The sequence below is a fragment of the Pseudomonas gregormendelii genome (genome assembly GCF_017114825.1).
In the GTDB taxonomy this organism is placed as follows: Bacteria; Pseudomonadota; Gammaproteobacteria; order Pseudomonadales; family Pseudomonadaceae; genus Aquipseudomonas; species Aquipseudomonas gregormendelii.
Genome location: NZ_JADEVO010000038.1, coordinates 27,589 through 50,618, shown reverse-complemented (window position 1 = coordinate 50,618; position 23,030 = coordinate 27,589). Strand labels below are relative to the sequence as shown.

Below are 23,030 nucleotides of genomic sequence, written 5' to 3'. Positions count from 1 at the left end.
CGAGTACCATGCTGGCAGCATGCAGCTTGAACTCGCGGGTATAGACCTTTCTATCGTTCATGGAACCTCCAAGTTGGCGAAATCATATCGCCCTTAAGAGGTGTCCGGAATTATTAGACCAGTTCAGCTTGCTCGCGATGGACGTTAACGATAACGGGGACTGCCTGCATACACGCGGTGCCTGTGCGTCCATCGCGAGCAAGCTCGCTCCTACAAGGGGGGGCGAATTTGCTCTTACCAGGTCAGCACCGCCCCCACTGCAAAGGTATCGGTGTCTTCATTTTGCGCACTGGTGTCGTGACCGTTGATTTCGAACTGGTTGTACTCGGCCACCAGCTTGAGGTTGCTGTTGACGTCATGGAACAGCGCAATACCGCGGGTCTCGTAATCCGCGCCGCTGCCGACCACGCCATTGCCGTCGTCCTGGGTCTTGCCATAGGACAGCGCCAGGCGGTTCTTGCCGAGTTTGTAAGAGCCCTGCAGCAGGTAACCGTCGCTGTCGACGTTGCGCAACGTCGGCTCCCCGGCGTTGTTGGTAAAGAAAGGGTTGATGCCCTTGGCCTGGAAGCCGGAACCGGTCAGCGACAAGCCACCCATCTTCGCCTGCACACCGTAACCAACGCCCTTGGAGGTCACGGACTCGACGCTTGGGTCAGTGTTGTCCGAGGTCTGGTAGCTGCCGTTGACCCAGCTGTAGATCTGCGCACCGGCCAGGTCGAACTGGTAGGTGATCTCGCTCTCGGTTCGCGGGTTCTCCTGGTAGGCCTTGCCCGTCGGACTGCTGTCGTTGGTGTCCACCGGATCCATGATCCCCACCGCCACCCGCAAACCGTCCATCACCGGCGTACGGTAGGTGATCTGCGAAGTGGGGAACGGGTACGGATAACCACTGCCGATATTGCCGAACGACACGCCGCCTCCGTCCACCAGGCCCAGGGTATCGCTGACCTGGCCGTAACCGGCGAGCAGTTCGTCGAGCAGGATGTTGGAGCGGGCAAACAGGCCGAAGTCCTTGCCGATCAGCACCTCGCCCCATTCGGGATTGGCGACCGTGCCGTAGAACTGGCGGACGTCGATGGCCGTATCGGTGCCATTGGTTTGACTGTCGTTGATGGTTACCCAGAACGAGGCGCGCGCACCGAGCTTCAGGTCATCGATCTGCTTGCCCATGTTGAAGCCCAGGTAATTGGGCAGGAAGCCCATCTTGACCCGCGACTGGCGCCGGTCGTACTGCTCGCCCTCGCGGTCCACATCACTGTTGACGTAAAAGGCATTGATGTAACCGTCGGTGGAAAAAGTCGTCTGGTCCTTGTCGTACAGCACGATCTCGGCTTGGGCCATCGGGCTCAAGCCCAGGGCCGACAGGCTGGCGATCAAGGCAGGCAAATAACGATGCTTGAAGTTCTTATTGTTGTGCATGACGCGCTCCGCAGCGGGGACTGGATGTCGGAGGCGATTATCGAAAGTGCACCGGCGGCGTCATACGCTGCCTTTGGGGCGATCAGCAGGTGCTTTGGACTGGCTGGCGTGAGGCGGCAAGTTGGGCGTAAGACCGGCCCGCGCCTGGGCCCGCCACTTAGGGTGTAAGACGCTCAGACGCTTGCGCGCAGCAACATACAGGCCGCGATGACCAGGCACAGGCTGGCGAACCCGACCTGCAGGGCCCGGGCCGGGACCCGCGTACAGAATCGCCGGCCGATGATCATGCCGACGATGCTGGCGATAATGAAGCCCACGCCCAGGCCTTCGATGCGCACTCCCGCGTGGAATGCGCCGATCACACCGATGGCCGAGATCAGGCTGATCACCATCAGGGAAGTGGCGACGATGCCGCGCATCTGCACGTCGGTCAGTTGCTTGAACGCCGGGACGATCAGGAACCCGCCGCCAACCCCGAGCAAGCCGGACACCACTCCCGTGACTGCGCCTAACGCGGCCAGGGTCGCGGTGCATTTGGCGGTCCAGGAAAAGCGCCCGGTCTGCTGGTCGAGCATGCAGTTTTTCTGGCCCCAGTTGGCATGGCCGTGGTCGCTCGGCCCCTCGCCCTGGCGCTCGCGACGCAGCATGCGCCAGGCGACCATGATCATCAGCAGGCTGAACAGCATCATCAGGGCCTTTTCCGGAAGCTGATGAGCGAAAAAAATCCCCACCGGCGAAAAGATCGCCCCCAGCAGCGCAATGAGCAACGCTGCGCGATAACGCACCAGCCCGTGGCGCAGACCGTCGATGGCGCCCACTGCGGCCGCACTGCCCACGGCAAATAAGGCAATGGGCGCTGCCTGGGTCATGCTCAGGCCGAGCCCCAATACCAGCGCCGGCACCGCCAGAATGCCGCCCCCAGCCCCGGTCAACCCAAGGACCAGGCCCATCACCCAACCAAAAAAAATTGCCAGTAGCATAAAAAATCTTAATCCATGAAAAACCGGGAACGCCCAGTATCGATGGTGTACAGGATAGAGCCAGGGCGCGATTTTTCCTTCCCCCAATTGCCAGGGGCTGGCCAATCCGGGGCAAATGAATCTACGCTGACCGCTTGTTCAACGAAGAACCGGCCAACATGCCTGCCCTGATTGAAGCTTTTCTTGACCCTGCCTCATCGACCTGGAGCTACGTGATCCACGAGGGCGATGGCAGTGCCTGCGCCATCGTCGACCCGGTGCTGGATTACGACGCCGCGGCCGGTCGCACCGGTACGGTCCAGGCCGATCGCATCAGTGCATTTGTGCGTACTCACCAATTGCAGGTGCAGTGGTTGCTGGAAACCCACGCCCATGCCGATCACCTGTCAGCGGCGCCCTACCTGCGTCGCGAACTGGGCGGCAAGATCGCGATTGGCCAGTCGATCAGCAAGGTCCAGGACGTATTCAAGCGCCTGTTCAACCTGGAGCCCGGGTTTGCCGTCGATGGCTCGCAGTTCGATCACCTGTTTGCACCGGACGAGTCATTCATGATCGGCAATCTCAAGGCGACAGCCTTGCACGTGCCCGGGCACACCCCGGCGGACATGGCCTATCTGGTCGACAGCACGCTGATTCTGGCGGGCGATACGCTGTTCATGCCGGACGTAGGCACCGCCCGCTGCGACTTTCCAGGGGGAAACGCGAACCAGATGTTCGCTTCCATCCAGAAGCTCCTGGCGTTTCCGGCCGGCGTAAATTTGTACGTCTGCCACGATTACCCGCCAGAGGGCCGCGAGCCCAGCTGCGTGACCACGGTTGGTGAGCAGCGCCGAAGCAATATTCATGTGCGTGACGGCGTCGACGAAAGCGAGTTTGTGGTCATGCGCAACCAGCGCGATGCCGGTTTGGGCATGCCGAACCTCTTACTGCCGGCGATTCAGGTGAATGTGCGGGCGGGGAATTTGCCGCCGGCTGAAGACAATGGCGTGAGTTACCTGAAAATCCCGCTGAATACATTTTGACTGCGAAAGATCGCAGCCTCGTTTCTCTCGACAGCTCCTACGGGATTGAGGCGGCGCATAGGCTCAATGTAGGAGCTGGCGCAGCCTGCGATCTTTTGATCTTCAGGTAGCCAGCGTCAACCCATTCGCCGGCAACGGCAGCGCGGTCTTATAGCGCACCTGCTTGAGCGCAAAGCTGGAGCGGATGTTCGCCACCCCGGGCACCTTGGTCAGAAAATCCATCATGAAACGCTCCAGCGACTGAATGGTCGGCACCAGCACCCGGATCAAATAGTCCGGGTCGCCGGCCATCAGGTAGCACTCCATCACTTCCGGGCGATCGGAAATTGCCTCCTCGAAATGCTGCAACGCCTCCTCCACCTGTTTTTCCAGGCTGACGTGAATGAACACGTTGACGTGCAACCCCAGCAGCTCGGCGTCCAGCAGCGTGACCTGCTCGCGAATCAGGCCCAATTCTTCCATCGCCTTGACCCGGTTAAAGCACGGGGTGGGCGACAGGTTGACCGAGCGCGCGAGGTCGGCGTTGGTGATGCGCGCATTCTCCTGAAGGCTGTTGAGAATGCCGATGTCGGTACGGTCCAGTTTGCGCATGAGACAAAATCACCTGTTTTTTATGTTTATGCAGGTTTTTTATCCTCAAATGATCTTCGGCGCAACGAAACAGAGAGAAATATTCTTCTTGAGCCGGCCTATGATTGTTGTAGGACAAGATTTCTTCCACAGAAGAATGACCGTCAGCTCACTACAAGAAATTCACAAGATCGAGCGTAGAAGCCATGAATCAAGCGTACGAACCGCTGCGCCTGCACGTGCCCGAACCTTCGGGTCGCCCAGGCTGTAAAACCGACTTCTCCTACCTGCGTCTGACCGATGCCGGCACGGTGCGCAAACCCCCAATCGACGTTGAACCGGCCGACACCGCAGACCTGGCCAAGGGCCTGATTCGCGTGCTCGACGACCAGGGCAATGCCCTGGGTCCATGGGCTGAAGGCGTACCGGCAGAGATCCTGCGCACAGGCATGCGCGCCATGCTCAAGACGCGCATCTATGACAACCGCATGGTGGTTGCCCAGCGTCAAAAGAAAATGTCGTTCTACATGCAAAGCCTTGGCGAAGAAGCCATCGGCAGCGGCCAGGCCCTGGCGCTGAATGTCGATGACATGTGCTTCCCGACGTATCGCCAGCAGAGCATTCTGATGGCGCGCAACGTGCCGCTGGTGGACCTGATCTGCCAGCTGCTGTCCAACGAGCGCGACCCGCTCAAGGGACGCCAACTGCCGATCATGTACTCGGTCAAGGATTACGGCTTCTTCACCATTTCCGGCAACCTCGCCACCCAGTTCGTACAGGGCGTGGGTTGGGGCATGGCCTCGGCGATCAAGGGCGACACCAAAATCGCCTCGGCGTGGATCGGCGACGGCGCCACCGCTGAGTCGGACTTCCACACCGCCCTCACCTTCGCCCACGTCTACCGTGCACCGGTCATCCTCAACGTGGTCAACAACCAGTGGGCGATCTCGACTTTCCAGGCGATTGCCGGTGGTGAAGCCACGACATTCGCCGGTCGTGGCGTAGGTTGCGGCATTGCCTCCCTGCGGGTCGATGGCAACGATTTCGTCGCGGTCTACGCGGCTTCTGCCTGGGCCGCCGAACGCGCCCGCCGCAACCTTGGCCCAACCATGATCGAATGGGTCACCTACCGCGCCGGCCCGCACTCCACCTCCGATGATCCATCCAAATACCGACCTGCCGACGACTGGAGCTGCTTCCCGTTGGGCGACCCGATTGCGCGCCTCAAACAGCACCTGATCAAGATCGGCCAGTGGTCCGAAGAGGAACACGTCGCCGTCAGCGCCGAACTGGAAGCCGAAGTCATTGCCGCGCAGAAAGAAGCCGAGAAGTACGGCACCCTCGCCGGAGGCCAGATTCCGAGCGCCGCGACCATGTTCGAGGATGTCTACAAAGAGATGCCGGAGCACTTGAAGCGCCAGCGTCAGGAGTTGGGGATCTGACATGAACGATCACAACAACAATATCGAGCTGGAAACCGCCATGACCACGACCACCATGACCATGATCCAGGCCCTGCGCTCGGCCATGGATGTGATGCTTGAACGTGATGACAACGTCGTGGTCTTCGGCCAGGACGTGGGCTACTTCGGCGGCGTGTTCCGTTGCACCGAAGGCCTGCAAACCAAATACGGCACCTCGCGGGTGTTCGACGCGCCGATTTCCGAAAGTGGCATCGTCGGCGTAGCCGTTGGCATGGGTGCCTATGGCCTGCGCCCGGTGGCAGAAATCCAGTTTGCCGATTACGTTTACCCGGCCTCCGACCAGATCATTTCCGAAGCGGCGCGCCTGCGCTATCGCTCGGCGGGCGAATTCACCGCTCCGATGACCCTGCGCATGCCTTGCGGCGGTGGCATCTACGGTGGCCAGACTCACAGCCAGAGCATCGAAGCGATGTTCACCCAGGTCTGCGGCTTGCGCACGGTGATGCCGTCCAACCCCTACGACGCCAAGGGCCTGCTGATCGCGTCAATCGAGAACGATGACCCGGTGATCTTCCTGGAGCCTAAGCGCCTGTACAACGGCCCGTTCGACGGGCATCACGACCGCCCCGTAACCCCTTGGTCGAAACACCCGTCGGCGCAAGTGCCGGATGGCTACTACACCGTACCGCTGGACGTGGCCGCGATTGCGCGTCCGGGCAAGGATGTGACCATCCTGACCTACGGCACCACGGTCTATGTGTCGCAAGTTGCCGCGGAAGAAACCGGCATCGACGCTGAAGTCATCGACCTGCGCAGCCTGTGGCCGCTGGACCTGGAAACCATCGTCAAATCGGTGAAGAAGACCGGACGTTGCGTGATCGTTCACGAAGCGACCCGCACTTGCGGTTTCGGCGCCGAACTGGCCGCCCTGGTGCAGGAACACTGCTTCCACTACCTGGAAGCGCCCATCGAGCGCGTCACCGGTTGGGACACCCCCTACCCGCACGCGCAAGAGTGGGCGTATTTCCCTGGCCCGACCCGAGTGGGCGCGGCTTTGCATCGGGTTATGGAGGTCTGAATGGGCACGCACGTTATCAAGATGCCGGACATTGGCGAAGGCATTGCAGAAGTGGAATTGTCGGTATGGCACGTCAAGGTCGGTGACCTGGTCGTCGAGGACCAGGTGCTGGCCGATGTCATGACCGACAAGGCGATGGTTGATATTCCATCGCCGGTTCATGGCAAGGTGATTTCACTGGGCGGCGTGCCCGGGGAAGTCATGGCGGTCGGCAGCGTCCTGATCAGCATTGAGGTCGAAGGTGCCGGCAACGTCAAAGAGTCGGCCCAGCCGGTGGTTGCCGCTGTAAAAGAAGCACCGGCACCGAAAGTCGAAGCCGCTGTAGCACACAAACCGGTCGCCGCTGCGCCGCCACGAGCAGCTGTTTGCCAGGGCCCGATAGTCGCTCGCGAGGCCGATGAACGCCCGCTGGCCTCTCCGGCCGTGCGCAAACATGCGCTTGATCTGGGCATCCAGCTGCGTCTGGTGCGTGGCACCGGCCCTGCCGGTCGGGTGCTGCACGAAGACCTCGACGCCTACCTGGCGCAAGGTCAGTCGAGCGCATCGAGCGCCACCGCCGCGTACGCGCCGCGTAACGACGAAGAGCAAATCCCGGTGATCGGCATGCGCCGCAAGATTGCCCAGCGCATGCAGGACGCCACCCAGCGCGCCGCCCATTTCAGTTATGTCGAGGAAATCGACGTCACGGCCGTGGAAGAACTTCGCGTGCACCTGAACGAAAAACACGGCGCGACCCGCGGCAAGCTGACCCTGCTGCCGTTCCTGGTCCGCGCCCTGGTGGTTGCCCTGCGTGATTTCCCCCAGATCAACGCCCGCTACGACGACGAAGCCCAGGTCATCACCCGCCTTGGTGCCGTGCATGTCGGCATCGCCACCCAGGCCGACATCGGCTTGATGGTGCCGGTGGTGCGTCACGCCGAAGCCCGCAGCCTGTGGGACAACGCCGCAGAAATCTCGCGCCTGGCCAGCGCTGCACGTAATGGCAAGGCCAGCCGCGACGAGCTGTCCGGCTCGAGCATTACCCTGACCAGCCTTGGCGCGTTGGGCGGTATCGTCAGCACGCCGGTGCTGAACCTGCCGGAAGTGGCCATTGTCGGCGTGAACAAAATTGTCGAGCGCCCGATGGTCGTCAAAGGCCAGATCGTGATCCGCAAGATGATGAACCTCTCCAGCTCCTTCGATCACCGCGTGGTCGATGGCATGGACGCGGCGCAGTTTATCCAGGCCGTTCGCGGCTTGCTCGAACAACCCGCCACCCTGTTTGTGGAGTAGGTCATGCATCAGACTTTGAACACCACGCTGCTGATCATCGGCGGCGGCCCTGGCGGTTACGTGACCGCGATCCGTGCCGGCCAGTTGGGCATCCCGACCATCCTGGTGGAAGGCCAATCCCTGGGCGGCACCTGCCTGAACATTGGCTGCATTCCGTCCAAGGCACTGATTCACGTCGCCGAGCAGTTTCACCAGACTCGCCACCACAGCCAGCACTCGGCCTTGGGGATCAGCGTGGCGGCCCCCACCCTGGACATCGGCAAGAGCGTCGAGTGGAAGGACGGTATCGTTGATCGCCTGACCACTGGCGTTGCCGCGTTGCTGAAAAAGCACAAGGTCCAGGTCATTCAGGGCTGGGCCAAGGTCATCGACGGCAAAACCGTCGAGGTCGGCGACACGCGAATCCAGTGCGAGCATCTGGTGCTGGCCACCGGCTCCACAACCGTGAACCTGCCGATGCTGCCGATTGGCGGTCCGATCATCAGCTCGACTGAAGCCCTGGCGCCGACCTCGGTGCCCAAGCGCCTGATCGTCGTTGGCGGAGGTTATATCGGCCTGGAGCTGGGGATTGCCTATCGCAAACTGGGCGCTGACGTGAGCGTGGTCGAGGCGCAGGAGCGCATTCTGCCAGCTTACGATGCCGAGCTGACCCAGCCTGTGCATGAAGAGCTGAAAAAGCTGGGCGTGAAGCTTTACTTGAAGCATAGCGTCCAAGGCTTTGATTCTTCTAGCAATACCCTCCAGGTTCTTGAGCCGGGGGGCGACACGCTGAATCTGGAAATGGATCAGGTGCTGGTGGCCGTCGGTCGCAAACCCAACACCCAGGGCTGGAACCTTGAGGCCCTGAACCTGGACATGAACGGTGCAGCGATCAAAATCGACGGCCGCTGCCAGACCAGCATGCGCAACGTGTACGCCATTGGCGACCTGAGTGGCGAACCGATGCTCGCGCACCGCGCCATGGCCCAGGGCGAAATGGTCGCCGAGCTGATCAGCGGCAAATCCCGCGAGTTCAACCCGACCGCCATTGCTGCCGTGTGCTTCACCGACCCGGAGCTGGTGGTGGTCGGCAAGACCCCGGACGACGCCAAGGCTGCCGGGCTGGACTGTATCGTTTCCAGCTTCCCGTTCGCGGCCAATGGCCGGGCAATGACACTGGAATCGAAAAGCGGCTTCGTGCGGGTCGTGGCGCGTCGGGACAATCATGTGATTGTCGGCTGGCAGGCGGTCGGCGTCGGGGTTTCGGAGTTATCGACAGCGTTCGGCCAGAGCCTGGAAATGGGCGCTCGCCTGGAAGACATTGCCGGCACCATCCATGCGCACCCGACCTTGGGAGAGGCGGTGCAGGAAGCGGCGTTGCGTGCTCTGGGGCATGCGTTGCATCTGTAGTTCAGAACAATGGATGGCGGCAGAAATGGCCCCATCGCCAACAAGCTAGCTCCCACATTTGGAATGCGTTCTCCTGTGGAAGCTAGCCCGCTGGCGATTTCTTGAGGCCAACTCGATTTATCTGCCTGTCATCCGATAGTCCGGGCTGCGAAACAGGCCCGGAATGAAGTATTGTTGTCCCCATCCAAAAAACGTCAGAAGCCTTGAACCGCTTTGGCGGTTGTTCAGTGATAGAGGGTGTCATGGGTAACGAAAGCATCAATTGGGACAAGCTGGGTTTTGATTACATCAAGACAGACAAGCGCTATCTCTCGTACTGGCGTAACGGCGAGTGGGACAAAGGCACCCTGACCGAAGACAACGTGCTGCACATCAGCGAAGGCTCCACGGCACTTCACTATGGCCAGCAATGCTTCGAAGGCATGAAGGCCTATCGTTGCAAGGATGGCTCGATCAACCTGTTCCGCCCTGACCAGAATGCCCTGCGCATGCAACGCAGCTGTGCGCGCCTGCTGATGCCGTTCGTCGAAACCGAGCAGTTCATCGAAGCCTGCAAGGAAGTGGTTCGTGCCAACGAGCGTTTCATCCCGCCTTACGGTACCGGTGGCGCGCTGTACCTGCGCCCGTTCGTGATCGGCGTAGGTGACAACATCGGCGTGCGTACTGCGCCGGAGTTCATCTTCTCGATTTTCTGCATTCCGGTCGGTGCCTACTTCAAGGGTGGCCTGACGCCGCATAACTTCCTGATCTCCAGCTATGACCGCGCGGCCCCACAAGGCACCGGTGCGGCCAAGGTCGGTGGCAACTACGCGGCCAGCCTGATGCCAGGTTCCCAGGCGAAGAAAGCCCACTTCGCCGACTGCATCTACCTGGATCCGATGACCCACACGAAAATCGAAGAAGTCGGCTCGGCCAACTTCTTCGGGATCACCCACGACAACAAGTTCGTCACGCCGAACTCGCCGTCGGTGCTGCCGGGCATCACCCGTCTGTCGCTGATCGAACTGGCCAAATCGCGCTTGGGCATGGAAGTGATTGAAGGCGACGTGTTGATCGACAAGCTGTCGGACTTCAAGGAAGCCGGCGCTTGCGGTACTGCGGCGGTCATCACGCCGATCGGCGGCATCAGCTACAACGATCATCTGCATGTATTCCACAGCGAAACCGAGGTTGGTCCGGTTACCCAGAAGCTCTACAAGGAGCTGACGGGTGTACAAACCGGCGATATCGAAGCGCCCGCTGGCTGGATCGTCAAGGTCTGACCTGACGCTCGCGACACCCCGGCCCCCCATTGCTGGCGCAATGGGGGGCTTTTTTTGCCTGGGCTCCTACAGATTTGGATAGATCTGTAGAAGCTGCCGTAGGAGCTGACGAGTGAAACGAGGCTGCGATCTTTTGATCTGGCTTTTTCAGAAAACAAGATCAAAAGATCGCAGCCTCGTTTCACTCCGCAGCTCCTACGGGGCTCATGCGGGGTTCATAGGGGTTCATAGGGGTTCCACGGGACGACTCCATCTTGGTTTGACCAATCCGCTTGCCCTGGCGCCCCTTGATCCCGCTGGCCTGGCCATCCTGCTGCTTGCCCGTACGGGCCTGGGTGATCAACCCCGGGATCAACGCCCCCTCCGGCAGATTCTTCCAGAATCGGGCGGGCAAGTGCCCTTCCATGACCTTGGGGTTCAACCGCGCCGGGTTGAAAATATGGCTGTAGTAGGTCAGCCACATGTCACCGTGCGGATCGTCTACGTTCTGCGCCATCTGCTGCCATTGCACCGGGCATTGACGCAGGTAGTTCAACTGCTCGCCATCGTAATAGACCCCATCCCTGGGCGTGGCAATCATCCAGCGATGGCGCCCCATGCGGCCAATGAAATGTTCGCTGGCACTGTGCAGAATGTCGTGGGCGGGCTCATGCCAGGCGACATACTGCGGCCCGACGCAGTCGGGCAATTCAACGAACCGCACAAATGCATGTAAATGATGAGACTCACGCTGTACCTGTTTGATTCTTCTCTGTAATTCACTGCCCAGCTTGTCCCCGGACATCATTGCAGTGCGATCCCCATGACTGACTCGCCACAGCACCTCATACAACAGGCTCCAGCGCTGGTCACCGCGATAACGGGCGGCTTGTTCGAGGGTGTCGAGCAGCGTTCGCGGAATGCGCGCCAGGAACGGCCCCTGTGATTCGGGCAGCGCGTGATCGCTAGCGAACAGGTCCTGCACGCCTTCGCTGGCCCACGCCACCAGGCTTGGATCAACCTCATGGCTCAGGAGCCAGCGCGCTTGCAGGCGCCAGGTCTCGAACAAGTCGTCGCAATCGAGATTGATCATCCCCACAACCCCATTTGCTGCGGCTGCGGGCGGTCGCGCAGTTGTTGATACAGCAGATGGCTGGTGACTTCCGCTTGCTGCGGATGGTAGTCGCTGGTGATGAAGAACGGCTTGGCCTTGGCCAGCACACAGCGCATGCGCGCCAGGTCTTCGTAACGGATGCGACGCTGACGACGCAGTTCCACCAGACGCTCGGTCGTGCGCAGGCCAATGCCGGGAATGCGCGAGATCAGGGACGCCTCGGCACGATTGAGGTCCAGTGGGAAAATATCCCGATTCTCCAGCGCCCAAGCCAATTTAGGGTCGATGTCCAACGCCAGGTGGCCCGGGCCTTTGAACAGCTCCCCGGCGGTGTAGCCATAACTTCGCAGCAGGAAGTCAGCCTGGTACAACCGGTGCTCGCGCATCAAAGGCGGCGCGGCCAGGGGCACGCTTTTCGGACTGTCGGGGATCGGACTGAACGCCGAATAATAGACCCGGCGCAATTTGAAGTTGCCGTACAGCGACTGGGCGCTGTGGAGAATGGTGCTGTCATCGGTGTCATCGGCGCCCACGATCATCTGCGTGCTCTGACCGGCTGGCGCAAACCTCGGCGCTCGCGGCTCGTTGAGAACGGTTTGAACGCCCGTGTAGATCGTCTGCATCGCGCCTTTGATCGAGCCGATGTGTTTTTCCGGTGCCAGGGTTTGCAAGCTGGCGTCCGTGGGCAACTCGATATTGACGCTCAGCCGGTCGGCATAGCGCCCCGCTTGCTCGATCAGCGCCGGATCGGCCTCGGGAATCGTCTTGAGATGGATATACCCGCGAAACTCATGCTCTTCACGCAACAGCCGCGCCACCCGAATCAACTGCTCCATGGTGTAATCCGCCGAACGAATGATCCCGGAGCTCAGGAACAACCCACTGACGCAGTTACGACGATAGAAGTCCATAGTCAGCGTCACTACTTCTTCCGGCGTGAACCGCGCCCTTGGCACGTCGCTGGAGCGGCGGTTGACGCAGTACTGGCAGTCATAGAGGCAGAAGTTGGTCAGCAGGATCTTCAGCAACGACACACAGCGCCCGTCGGGGGTATAGCTGTGACAGATGCCCATGCCATTGCTAGCCCCGAGGCCGCTTTTGCCCTCGGAACTGCGCTTGGGCGCACCGCTGCTGGCGCAGGACGCATCGTATTTGGCGGCGTCGGCGAGAATGCTGAGTTTGTCGATGAGTTCCATGGGGGGCACGCCGCTGACTGTTTGGATATACAGTATAGGGTCGCTGGTCGGGGTTCAAGTTGTTAAACAGCCCTTGGTCCGATTTTTGGAGGGATCAGAGAAGGTCAAAAAATCGCAGCCTCGTTGCACTCGGCAGCTCCTACAGAGTTGAACACGCGGCCAGCGCTCAATCGTCCCGGGTCAGTACTTCCAGCAATTCGATCTCGAAAATCAGGTTCGAATTCGGCGTAATCGCGCCCATGGTCCGCTCGCCATAAGCCAGATGCGCCGGCACCAGCAATTTACGCTTGCCGCCCACCTGCATGCCGAGGATTCCCTGATCCCAGCCCTTGATGACTCGACCCGTGCCAATCACGCACTGAAACGGTTTGCCCCGGCTGTAGGATGAATCAAACTCCGTGCCGTCTTCCAGCCAGCCGCGGTATTGAGTGGTGATCAGGGCGCCCTTGACCGCCGCCTTGCCGTCGCCTGGCAACAGGTCAATGATCTGTAATTCGTCGTTCATGAATCTTGCTCGCTAGCGGTTAATCAGGGCGTTGTCGCAGAATTCGGCGTGGTTGGCAATCCATGGAACTGAAACGGCAACCGTCCGTCCACATGAGTATCGACTCCGTACTCAGGAAAGGACGCTCTGATGACCGACTCACCGCACAGTTTCATTCCGCCCTATATCCTCAACCGCATCATCGCCCGCGGCTCCGAGCGGCAGCGTTCCAGTGCGCAGAGCACCCTCACCCACGTGCGTACGCTGCGCCACACTCCTCGCCCGCCAACGCGCCCGCCTGCGACCACCTTGCTGCCACCGTCCACTCGGCCCGGCTTGGCCGAGCGCAGTATCCATGACGCCCAGGGCAAGATGCTCCTGCCGGGGATGCCGGTGCGCGTTGAGGGCCAGCCGGCGACAGGTGACCCAGCGGTCGACGAAGCCTATGACGCCTTGGGGGCGAGCTATGATTTCTTCTGGAAAGTGCATGGCCGCGACTCGATCGACAATCAGGGTTTTGCCCTGATTGGCACCGTGCATTACGGGCAGGAGTACGAGAATGCGTTCTGGAACGGTGCGCAGATGGTGTTCGGCGACGGCGATGGCGAAATCTTCGAGCGCTTCACTCGCTCCCTGGATGTGATCGGCCACGAATTGACCCACGGCGTGATCGAAAGTGAAGCCGGGCTCCTTTACGCCGATCAGTCCGGGGCGCTCAATGAATCGATATCGGACGTGTTCGGTGTATTGATCAAGCAGCATGTACTGGGCCAGACCGCCGAAGAGGCTGACTGGTTGATCGGCGCCGACCTGCTCGCGCCACAGATCAAAGGCGACGGCCTGCGCTCAATGGCCCACCCCGGCACCGCTTATGACGACCCGCTGCTCGGCAAAGACCCGCAACCCGGGCACATGCGCAATTTTGTCGTCACCGAGGAAGACAATGGCGGCGTGCACATCAATTCCGGCATCCCCAACCGGGCGTTTTACCTGGCGGCCCAGGCGCTGGGCGGATTCGCCTGGCAGAAAGCCGGCCATATCTGGTACGACACGTTGTGCGACCCGCGTCTGGGCACGCAAGCGTCATTCAGTGAGTTTGCCGCGCTGACCATTGAGCAGGCGCTCAAGCGCTTTGGCCCGGACGAACAGTTCGCGGTGGCGCAAGCCTGGGCTGATGTGGGTGTAGAACCGAATCGGGAGTCATTATGAAAACCCTGCCAACCTTGGGCGATGATGCCGTCGTCCACCTTTCCCGCCAGGGCGGCGTCGCCGCCATCCATGCCCTGACACGCCCGCGCAGCATCGAATTCGCGCAATGCGACATCGAGCAGCGCTCGCGCATCTGCAGCGTGCTGGAAGGCTGCCTGCCCTACACCGAACAGGCAGCAGGCCAGGGTGATCAGCGCTTTTATGAAATCGAAGTGCTCTACCGTAGCGGCGAGCAGGATGACCGGATGGTGATGAAAGTGCCTGAAGACCAGGCACCTGGAGATCTGGTGCACCTGTGGGACAAGGGCGAAGTGATTTAAGTCAGCCGAAGGCTGGCAACTCAACCTCCGGTTGCCTGGCAAGGGGCTTCAGAAGCAGCCTTTATCCCGCATTGCCGAAACTTTACCGCATGACCGGGCGTTTATTTTTCCACCGGCGTGATATCGACGATCGTACCGTTGGTGATCATCACCATCATGTACTTGTCATGCACCTGCACCCACTGAGCTTGCTCTACAGGGGCTTTCAGGCCTTTAGCTTTCCAGTTTTTCAGCGCTTTTTCAGGGCGCTGATAGATATCCGGGGCGCGGTCATTGACATTCAGTTCACGGGTATTGGTAGCACTTGGCTGCACGGTTTTTTCAGGTGAGTCAGCCGCTTGAACGATGGGACTGATTCCGGCAACGCCGGCGGCAATGGCCAGGGCGGCGATGAGGGTTTTGCTGTTCATGGTTGATCCTCCAGAAATGTCGTAATACCTGAACTCCGACTACGGGCGGAGAAAATCATTCACTCAGTACGCAACGATTCGCCAAGGCCGGCAAACAGGCTGCATTCATACAATCATGCCGGCCCATGGCTGACGCATTCGGTTACAGGCTTTATCCTTGTCGCCCCCGCCGTACCGAGTTCTGGAGTAAGCCATGCCCCATGAAGGCAATTTGTTGCAAGCCGCTGTCGTCTTTCTGTTTGCGGCGGTGCTGACCGTGCCCCTGGCCAAGCGCCTGCAACTGGGCGCGGTGCTGGGCTATCTGTTTGCGGGAGTGATCATTGGCCCGTCGGTGCTGGGCCTGATCGGCAATCCACAGAGCGTCAGCCATATTTCCGAGCTCGGCGTGGTGTTGCTGTTGTTCATCATTGGCCTGGAATTATCACCGAGACGGTTGTGGGTGATGCGCAAATCCGTGTTTGGCGTCGGCCTTGCACAGGTCCTGCTGACCGGGTCGGTGATTGGCGTGACCGCCTTGTTCATGTTCGGCCAGTCGCTCAACAGTGCCATAGTGCTGGGTCTGGGCCTCGCCCTGTCATCCACCGCCTTCGGCCTGCAGAGCCTCGCCGAGCGCAAGGAACTGACCAGCCCCCACGGCCGACTGGCCTTTGCGATCCTGCTGTTCCAGGACATCGCGGCGATCCCGCTGATCGCCATGGTGCCGCTGCTGGCGGGAGGCGACCACACCTCCACTGCAGCCGAAGATGTCAATCATGGGTTGCGGGTGCTCGGCAGTATCGCCGTGGTGGTGATCGGCGGGCGCTACCTGTTGCGGCCGGTGTTTCGCGTGGTGGCCAGGACGGGGCTGCCGGAAGTGTCCACCGCCACCGCGTTGCTGGTGGTGATCGGCACGGCGTGGCTGATGGACCTGGTGGGCGTGTCGATGGCCCTGGGGGCGTTTCTCGCCGGGCTGCTGCTGGCGGACTCCGAGTACCGTCATGAACTGGAAGCGCAGATCGAACCGTTCAAGGGTTTGCTGTTGGGCCTGTTTTTCATCAGCGTCGGCATGGGCGCCAACCTGAGCCTGCTGCTGAGTGCACCGATCACCGTGCTGGGCCTGACCCTGTTGCTGATCGCCATCAAGTTGCCGCTGCTGTTTGTTGTCGGGCGGCTGGCCGGCGGCCTGGGCAAGGTCAGTGCGATTCGCCTGGGTATCGTGCTGGCGGCGGGCGGTGAATTCGCCTTTGTCGTGTTCAAGATCGGCCGCGACCAGGGCCTGTTCGAGCCGCGCCTTTACGATTTGCTGGTGTTGACCATCACCTTGTCCATGGCCGTGACGCCGCTGCTGTTGCTGGTGTGCGCACGCCTGGTGAGCCCGAAGGTGCAGCCGGTGGTGGTGCCGGAGAAGTTTCGTGAGATCGACACCGACGCCCCGCGAGTCGTGATCGCCGGCATGGGCCGCATGGGGCAGATCGTTGCGCGGATCCTGCGGGCGCAGAACATCAAGTTCGTCGCCCTCGACACTTCAGTGGAAACCATCGAATTGTCCCGCAGTTTTGGCGGCGTGCCGGTGTTCTACGGCAACCCTATGCGCCCGGAAATCCTCAGCGCCGCCAAGGTCGAACAGGCGGAATACTTTGTGATTGCCACCGATGACCCCGACGCCAACATCAAGACTGCCGAGGTGGTGCACAAGCTCTACCCGCACATCAAGATCATCGCCCGCGCCCGTAACCGCCAGCATGTGCACCGCCTGGTGGACCTGGGAGCCGAGGCGATTCGGGAAACCTACTATTCGAGCCTGGAAATGAGCCGCCGCACGCTGGTAGGGTTGGGCCTGACCCAGGCCCAGGCCGACGCCCGCATCAAACGCTTCAAGCATCACGATGAACAGGTGCTGGAAGCCCAGCATGCGATTTATGACGATGAGGCCAAAGTGCTGCAGACGGCGCAGGAAGCCAGGGCGGAATTGGCGAAGCTGTTTGAGTCGGATCAGCTGGAGGAGGAGAAATTGGGTAAGGTTTGAGTTGTTGTTGTGTGGACGACCGCTATCGCGAGCAGGCTCACTCCCACATGGGATTAGTGCATTACCTGGGCCGCCGGTGGTTGCTCCGGGCAGCGTTTCGACGATGAACGATGCTGCCGCAGATTCAGATAAGTAATGAATTCAAAGGAACCCACAATGGCTGCTGATCAACCCGCTCCTGCGCTCAAGGAAATCTTCAACGCCGAGCGCCTCCGGCACATCGCGACCGAGATGAGCGCGGTGTATCCCGAGTTCAATGCCAAGGCATTCATGAAGATGGCCAACGAAGGCCTCGCCGAATTGTCGATCATGCAGCGCATGGCCCGGGTCAGTGAATGCCTGTATGCGGTGCTGCCGTTGAGCTACGAGGAAACCCTCGGCGTGCTGCGGGCCTTGGCGCCTCGGTTGAACAGCGGTTTCGTCAGCATTTCATTGCCGCATTATGTCGCGACCTACGGCAGCCATGCGTTCGAAGAGTCGATGGCCGCCCTCAAATACTTCACCACGTTCGGTTCATCGGAGTTTGCAATCCGATATTTCCTGCGCAGCGATTTCGAGCGCACCCTGGCGGTCATGCACCAGTGGTCGCTGGATGACAACGAACACGTCCGCCGCCTGGCGAGCGAAGGCAGCCGGCCGCGACTGCCCTGGTCTTTCCGGCTGGAGCGGATTCAGGCTGATCCGGGCCTGGCCGCGGCGATCCTCGACAACCTCAAGGCCGACGACAGCCTGTACGTGCGCAAGTCCGTGGCCAATCATTTGAACGACATCACCAAGGAGCATCCCGACTGGGTGCTGGACCTGATCGAGGGCTGGTCGCTGGAGAACCGGCACACTGCCTGGATCGCCAAACACGCCCTGCGCAGCCTGATCAAGCAAGGCAATCGACGGGCGCTGGCGATCATCGGCGCAGGCGGCAAGGCCGAGGTCCAGATCACGGACGTTCGGATTGAGCCTCCAGTCATTACGCTTGGTGAGAAGATCACTCTGTCGTTTGCCGTGCAATCCACGGTCGAGCACGGCCAGCGGCTGGTGATCGATTATGCGATCGACTACGTCAAGGGCAATGGCAGCACCTCGGCGAAGGTGTTCAAGCTCAAGGCGCTGACCCTGCCGGGCAAGGCTTGCGAACGAGTGGCGCGCAGACAGCAGATCAAGGAGCTCACCACCCGCCGCCATTACGCGGGCAAGCACGCGGTGCATGTGATGGTGAACGGCGAGCGGTTGGCCACAACGGCCTTCGAGATCCTGCCGTGAAACACCAACCCCTTGTTCGCGATGGAGGTACACGATAAGGCGGGGCAACAGGTTACCCGCCGCGACCTTAAGACCATCGCGAGCAAGCTCGCTCCTACAGTGCAGCTTGATCCGTGCCCAGCAACAGGCCCTGCTCGCTCTCACACAACGCCACCACGTAGTCCCACAACACCCGCAGCCGCACCGATTTGTGCAGCTCGCGGCGGGTGCTGATCCAGTAGCTGCGCAGAAGGCTTTCATCCGGCAGTAGCGCCACCAATCCCGGGTCGGCACTGGCCATGTAGCACGGCAGCACCGCTATCCCCAGCCCCGAGCGTGCCGCCTGCTGCTGGGCGATGACGCTGGTGCTGTGGAACACCACCTGGGGGTTGCGGCAGAAACTGTTGAGAAACATCAGTTCCTGGCTGAACAGCAGGTCGTCGACATAGCCGATCCACGCATGCCGGCCGAGGTCTTCGCGGCTGCGCAGCGGGGGCGCACGATTCAGGTAGTCCTGGCTGGCATAGAGCGCCAGGCGGTAGTCCGTGAGCTTGCGGGTGACCAGCATGTCGGCCGCCGGCCGTTCCAGGTGGATGCTGATTTCGGCTTCGCGGTTGAGGATGCTGACAAAACGCGGCACCGCGACCAGCTCCACTTCCAGACCGGGGTAACGCTCGAAGAGGTCATTCATGCGGCTGGCGAGAAACATGATGCCCAGCCCTTCGGTGACACCCACGCGGATCTTGCCAAGGGGCGCCGTCGATTGGGTCATTTCTTCCTGGGCCAGCAACGCGACGTTTTCCATGGCCTCGGCGTGTTTGAGCAGCGCTTCGCCAGCAGGCGTCATCTGGTAACCCTGGGCATGCTGGACGAACAGCGCGGTCCCCAGGCTTTTTTCGATGGCTTCGATATGCCGGGCGACGGTGGCATGGGTGGTGTTCAAACGACGCGCGGCGGTGAGCAAGCGCCCGCTGCGCTGGAGTTCAAGAAAAAACCGCAGGTCATTCCAGTCGAACATCGATCGTCCCCAAGGCCGCACTGTTTAAAAACGCACAGCGGCTGCGCAAAAATTAACATTCTTTAAACGAAAGCTAACAACTAGGATGTCTGACAACAAGAACAACAATACGAGGTCAGGGATGTCGACTTCCCTTGATGAATACGACTATGTAGTGGTCGGGGCCGGTCCGGCCGGTTGTTTGCTGGCCAATCGACTCTCGGCCAACCCGCAGCATCGGGTGTTGCTGCTCGAAGCGGGCGGGCGCGATAACTATGCGTGGATTCACATTCCGGTGGGTTACCTGTTCTGCATCGGCAACCCGCGTACCGACTGGTGCTTCAAGACCGAAGCGCAAGCCGGGCTGCAAGGGCGCGCCCTGAGCTATCCACGGGGCAAGGTGCTGGGCGGCTGCTCCTCGATCAACGGCATGATCTACATGCGCGGCCAGGCGGGCGATTACGACAGCTGGGCCGCCGACGGCAACCCCGGCTGGGGTTGGGACCAGGTGTTGCCGCTGTTCAGGAAAAGTGAAGACCACTTTGCCGGCGACTCACAGTTTCATGGCGCTGCCGGGGAATGGCGGATCGAACGCCAGCGCCTGTCCTGGCCGATTCTGGACGCGTTCCGTAGCGCCGCCGAACAGAGCGGAATTGCCAGCGTCGATGACTTCAACAAGGGCGACAACGAAGGCTGCGGGTATTTCCAGGTCAACCAGAAAGCCGGGGTTCGCTGGAATGCGGCCAAGGCGTTTCTCAAGCCCGTGCGGCACCGGCCCAATCTCACGGTACTGACTGACGTCGAAGTTGATCGCGTACAACTGGACAATGGCCGCGCCTCGGCGGTCATCAGCCGCTGCCAGGGCCAACCGAGAACCTTCAGGGCTCGCCAGGAGATCATCCTGTGCGCAGGCGCCGTCGGCTCGCCAAGTATCCTGCAACGCTCGGGCATCGGCCCTCGCCCACTCCTGCAATCACTCGGCATCGGTGTGGCCCATGAACTACCGGGGGTTGGCGGCAACCTGCAGGATCACCTGCAACTGCGGCTGATCTACAAGCTGGAAAATGCCCGCACCCTGAACCAGATCGCCGGCAGCGTGTGGGGCAAGATGGGCATGGGCCTGCGTTACCTTTACAACCGCAGCGGGCCGCTGTCGATGGCGCCGAGCCAGTTGGGCGCTTTTGCCCGGTCGGGGCCGGAGCAGACCTCGGCCAACCTCGAGTACCACGTGCAGCCGCTGTCGCTGGAGCGCTTCGGCGAGCCGTTGCATGCCTTTCCCGCCTTCACTGCGTCGGTGTGTGATTTGCGCCCCCAAAGTCGTGGTCGCGTGGAAATCCGCAGCGCCATTGCCCAGGACGCGCCACTGATCCAGCCCAACTACCTGAGTCATCCGCAAGACCTGCGGGTCGCGGCGGATGCCATTCGCCTGACCCGGCGCATCGTGTCGGCACCCGCCCTCGCCCGCTTCAACCCGGTGGAATATCTGCCCGGGGACAGTTTGCAAAGCGAGGAAGAACTGCACGAAGCGGCCGCGCGCATCGGCACGACGATTTTTCACCCGGTGGGTACCTGCCGCATGGGCAACGATCGGGACGCGGTGGTCGACGCGCAGCTCAAAGTCCACGGCATCCCCGGTCTGCGGATTGCCGACGCTTCGATCATGCCAAGAATTACCTCGGGCAACACCTGTTCGCCTACGCTGATGATTGCGGAAAAGGCCGCTGAATTGATCCTCAATCCAACCTTAAGGAGCACCACCACGCCAAAGGAACGGGTCACCACCACCTGAAACCCCCGCGCCCCCCCGTAGGAGCTGCCGGAGGCTGCGATCTTTTGATGTTGCTTTTCAAGATCAAAAGATCGCAGCCTTCGGCAGCTCCTACAGGGGCGGCGGGGCCTGCACGCACTACCTACATCGAAGTACCGGCACCCGCCCACAAGGCAGGCGCCGACAGTGGAACAAAAAAAACAATCACTGTAAGGGATACCGATATGTCAGAACATGTTCAGCCGCTGGAGACCGTGGGCCGCGCCGAGATCGGTCACGACACCCGCAAGGTCATCTTCGCCTCGTCACTTGGAACGGTCTTCGAGTGGTACGACTTTTTCCTCTACGGCGCGCTCGCCGCAGTGATCAGCAAGCAGTTTTTCTCGGGGGTCAATGACACCACGGCGTTCATCTTTGCCCTGATGGCCTTCGCGGCAGGCTTCATCGTGCGGCCGTTCGGCGCGCTGGTGTTCGGCCGACTGGGCGACATGATCGGGCGCAAGTACACCTTCCTGGCGACGATCGTGCTGATGGGCGTGGCGACCTTCTGCGTCGGCCTGTTGCCCACCTACGCCAGTATCGGCATTGCCGCGCCCATCATCCTGGTGGTGCTGCGCATGCTCCAGGGCCTGGCACTGGGCGGTGAATATGGGGGGGCGGCTACCTACGTGGCGGAACACGCACCGATCGGCAAGCGCGGCTTCCACACCAGCTGGATCCAGTCCACCGCAACCCTCGGCCTGCTGCTGTCGCTGCTGGTGGTACTGGGTTGCCGCTATTTCACCGGCGACCAGTTTGAAGTCTGGGGCTGGCGGATTCCGTTCCTGTTTTCCATCGTGCTGCTGGGGATTTCCACCTGGATTCGCCTGAGTCTGCACGAGTCCCCCTCATTCGTGAAAATGAAAGAGGAAGGCAAGCTGTGCAAGCAGCCGATTCGTGACTCCTTCGGCAAATGGGAAAACCTCAAGGTGGTGCTGATTGCCCTGTTCAGCATCAACGCCGGTCAGGCCGTCACCTTCTACGCGGCGCAATTCTATGTGCTGTTCTTCCTCACCCAGTTCCTGAAAATGGACCCGGCCCTGGCCAACAGCCTGCTGATCATCAGCGTGATCATCGGCGCGCCGTTCTTCATCTTCTTCGGCTGGCTGTCGGACAAGGTCGGGCGCAAACCGGTGCTGATGCTTGGACTGCTGCTGGCCACGGTCCTGTACTTCCCGATCTTCAAATCCCTGGCGCACTATGCCAACCCGGCCATTGACCTGGCCAGCCAACAGGCGCCGATCACCGTGCTGGCTGACCCGGCCACCTGCACCTTCCAGTTCGATCCAGTGGGCAAAGCGAAATTCGACAGCCCATGCGACAAGGTCAAGACCTTCCTCGTCAAGCAAGGGCTGCCCTACAGCAGCGCCGCAGCCCCCGCTGGCAGCGCCGTGCAGGTCAGCGTCGGCGACGTGAAGATCGACGGCTACGACGAAGCCGCCCTGCGCGGTGCGATCACCCTGGCCGGTTATCCGTCACAGGCAGACACCCAGCTGATCAACAAGCCGATGATCGTGGCATTGATCGTCGGGCTGATCATCATCTCCGCCATGTGCTACGGCCCGCTGGCAGCGCTGATGGTCGAGCTGTTCCCGACGCGCATCCGCTACACCTCGATGTCCCTGCCCTATCACATCGGCAACGGCTGGTTCGGTGGCTTCCTGCCGACGGTGTCGTTTGCGCTGGTGGTGTACACCGGGGATATTTTCTACGGGCTCTGGTACCCGGTGCTGATCACCGGGGTGAGCCTGGTGGTCGGCTTGATCTGTTTGCGTGAGACGAAAAACGTCGACCTGGACACCAACTGACAGCAGACGAAAAAACGCCCCGCACACGCGGGGCGTTTTCGTTAACCTG

Annotated in this window: 20 protein-coding genes; 12 read left to right on the top strand and 8 right to left on the bottom strand. The window is 60.9% G+C overall.

Features of this window, described 5'->3' with window-relative positions; all coding sequences use genetic code 11:
- Positions 1-234 precede the first annotated feature (234 nt).
- Positions 235-1,419, bottom strand: a complete 1,185-nt coding sequence (locus IMW75_RS22075) for a porin (RefSeq protein WP_205893763.1) — start codon at positions 1,417-1,419, stop codon at positions 235-237.
- 173 nt (positions 1,420-1,592) lie between these two features.
- Positions 1,593-2,399, bottom strand: a complete 807-nt coding sequence (locus IMW75_RS22070; protein WP_205893762.1) for a sulfite exporter TauE/SafE family protein — start codon at positions 2,397-2,399, stop codon at positions 1,593-1,595.
- Positions 2,400-2,557: 158 nt separating this feature from the next.
- On the opposite strand from IMW75_RS22070, the gene IMW75_RS22065 reads away from it, so the two are divergent.
- Positions 2,558-3,421, top strand: a complete 864-nt coding sequence (locus IMW75_RS22065) for an MBL fold metallo-hydrolase (RefSeq protein ID WP_205893761.1) — start codon at positions 2,558-2,560, stop codon at positions 3,419-3,421.
- 102 nt (positions 3,422-3,523) lie between these two features.
- On the opposite strand, the gene bkdR is transcribed toward IMW75_RS22065, so the two are convergent.
- Positions 3,524-4,012, bottom strand: coding sequence for a Bkd operon transcriptional regulator BkdR (gene bkdR, locus IMW75_RS22060; protein WP_122839594.1), 489 nt, complete (start codon positions 4,010-4,012; stop codon positions 3,524-3,526).
- 185 nt (positions 4,013-4,197) lie between these two features.
- Between bkdR and IMW75_RS22055 the strand changes: the two genes are divergently transcribed.
- From IMW75_RS22055 to IMW75_RS22035, 5 genes are all read left to right on the top strand, one after another.
- On the top strand, positions 4,198-5,433 hold the full coding sequence (locus tag IMW75_RS22055) for a 3-methyl-2-oxobutanoate dehydrogenase (2-methylpropanoyl-transferring) subunit alpha (RefSeq protein WP_045057696.1): 1,236 nt from the start codon (positions 4,198-4,200) through the stop codon (positions 5,431-5,433).
- Position 5,434: 1 nt separating this feature from the next.
- Entirely contained in the window at positions 5,435-6,493 is a 1,059-nt protein-coding gene (locus IMW75_RS22050; RefSeq protein WP_045057695.1) for an alpha-ketoacid dehydrogenase subunit beta, read from the top strand.
- On the top strand, positions 6,494-7,765 hold the full coding sequence (locus IMW75_RS22045; RefSeq protein ID WP_205893760.1) for a dihydrolipoamide acetyltransferase family protein: 1,272 nt from the start codon (positions 6,494-6,496) through the stop codon (positions 7,763-7,765). It abuts the gene before it with no gap.
- Between the two features lie 3 nt (positions 7,766-7,768).
- Positions 7,769-9,154: a dihydrolipoyl dehydrogenase gene (lpdA, locus tag IMW75_RS22040; RefSeq protein WP_205893759.1), complete on the top strand. Its 1,386-nt coding sequence runs from the start codon at positions 7,769-7,771 to the stop codon at positions 9,152-9,154.
- Between the two features lie 242 nt (positions 9,155-9,396).
- Positions 9,397-10,416 (top strand): branched-chain amino acid aminotransferase, encoded by a 1,020-nt coding sequence (locus IMW75_RS22035; protein WP_045057692.1) that lies wholly within the window; start codon positions 9,397-9,399, stop codon positions 10,414-10,416.
- A 181-nt stretch (positions 10,417-10,597) separates the two neighbouring features.
- On the opposite strand, the gene IMW75_RS22030 is transcribed toward IMW75_RS22035, so the two are convergent.
- The 3 genes from IMW75_RS22030 to IMW75_RS22020 all read right to left on the bottom strand — a co-directional run bounded on the left by IMW75_RS22030 (position 10,598) and on the right by IMW75_RS22020 (position 13,210).
- On the bottom strand, positions 10,598-11,488 hold the full coding sequence (locus tag IMW75_RS22030; protein ID WP_205893758.1) for a TIGR03915 family putative DNA repair protein: 891 nt from the start codon (positions 11,486-11,488) through the stop codon (positions 10,598-10,600).
- Positions 11,485-12,705, bottom strand: a complete 1,221-nt coding sequence (locus IMW75_RS22025; protein ID WP_122839587.1) for a putative DNA modification/repair radical SAM protein — start codon at positions 12,703-12,705, stop codon at positions 11,485-11,487. The genes IMW75_RS22030 and IMW75_RS22025 overlap by 4 nt, the downstream gene beginning before the upstream one ends.
- Positions 12,706-12,871: 166 nt before the next feature.
- Complete coding sequence (locus tag IMW75_RS22020; RefSeq protein WP_045057689.1) at positions 12,872-13,210, bottom strand: FKBP-type peptidyl-prolyl cis-trans isomerase; 339 nt, start codon at positions 13,208-13,210, stop codon at positions 12,872-12,874.
- A gap of 129 nt (positions 13,211-13,339) precedes the next feature.
- On the opposite strand from IMW75_RS22020, the gene IMW75_RS22015 reads away from it, so the two are divergent.
- Together IMW75_RS22015 and IMW75_RS22010 are read left to right on the top strand one after the other, a co-directional pair.
- Positions 13,340-14,398 carry a M4 family metallopeptidase gene (locus IMW75_RS22015; protein WP_205893757.1) on the top strand — a complete coding sequence of 353 codons (1,059 nt, stop codon included), beginning with the start codon at positions 13,340-13,342 and terminating at the stop codon, positions 14,396-14,398.
- Complete coding sequence (locus tag IMW75_RS22010; protein ID WP_205893756.1) at positions 14,395-14,718, top strand: protealysin inhibitor emfourin; 324 nt, start codon at positions 14,395-14,397, stop codon at positions 14,716-14,718. Before IMW75_RS22015 ends, IMW75_RS22010 begins: the two co-directional genes overlap by 4 nt.
- A gap of 101 nt (positions 14,719-14,819) precedes the next feature.
- On the opposite strand, the gene IMW75_RS22005 is transcribed toward IMW75_RS22010, so the two are convergent.
- Positions 14,820-15,128: an RcnB family protein gene (locus IMW75_RS22005; protein ID WP_205893755.1), complete on the bottom strand. Its 309-nt coding sequence runs from the start codon at positions 15,126-15,128 to the stop codon at positions 14,820-14,822.
- Between the two features lie 193 nt (positions 15,129-15,321).
- Between IMW75_RS22005 and IMW75_RS22000 the strand changes: the two genes are divergently transcribed.
- Positions 15,322-17,133: a monovalent cation:proton antiporter-2 (CPA2) family protein gene (locus tag IMW75_RS22000; RefSeq protein ID WP_205893754.1), complete on the top strand. Its 1,812-nt coding sequence runs from the start codon at positions 15,322-15,324 to the stop codon at positions 17,131-17,133.
- Positions 17,134-17,289: 156 nt separating this feature from the next.
- Complete coding sequence (locus IMW75_RS21995; RefSeq protein WP_205893753.1) at positions 17,290-18,390, top strand: DNA alkylation repair protein; 1,101 nt, start codon at positions 17,290-17,292, stop codon at positions 18,388-18,390.
- A 94-nt stretch (positions 18,391-18,484) separates the two neighbouring features.
- On the opposite strand, the gene IMW75_RS21990 is transcribed toward IMW75_RS21995, so the two are convergent.
- A complete protein-coding gene (locus IMW75_RS21990; RefSeq protein ID WP_045057683.1) occupies positions 18,485-19,387 on the bottom strand; it encodes a LysR family transcriptional regulator in 903 nt (300 codons plus the stop codon).
- A 121-nt stretch (positions 19,388-19,508) separates the two neighbouring features.
- On the opposite strand from IMW75_RS21990, the gene IMW75_RS21985 reads away from it, so the two are divergent.
- Entirely contained in the window at positions 19,509-21,155 is a 1,647-nt protein-coding gene (locus IMW75_RS21985; protein WP_205893752.1) for a GMC family oxidoreductase, read from the top strand.
- A 203-nt stretch (positions 21,156-21,358) separates the two neighbouring features.
- On the top strand, positions 21,359-22,981 hold the full coding sequence (locus IMW75_RS21980; RefSeq protein ID WP_045057681.1) for an MFS transporter: 1,623 nt from the start codon (positions 21,359-21,361) through the stop codon (positions 22,979-22,981).
- Positions 22,982-23,030: the final 49 nt, after the last annotated feature.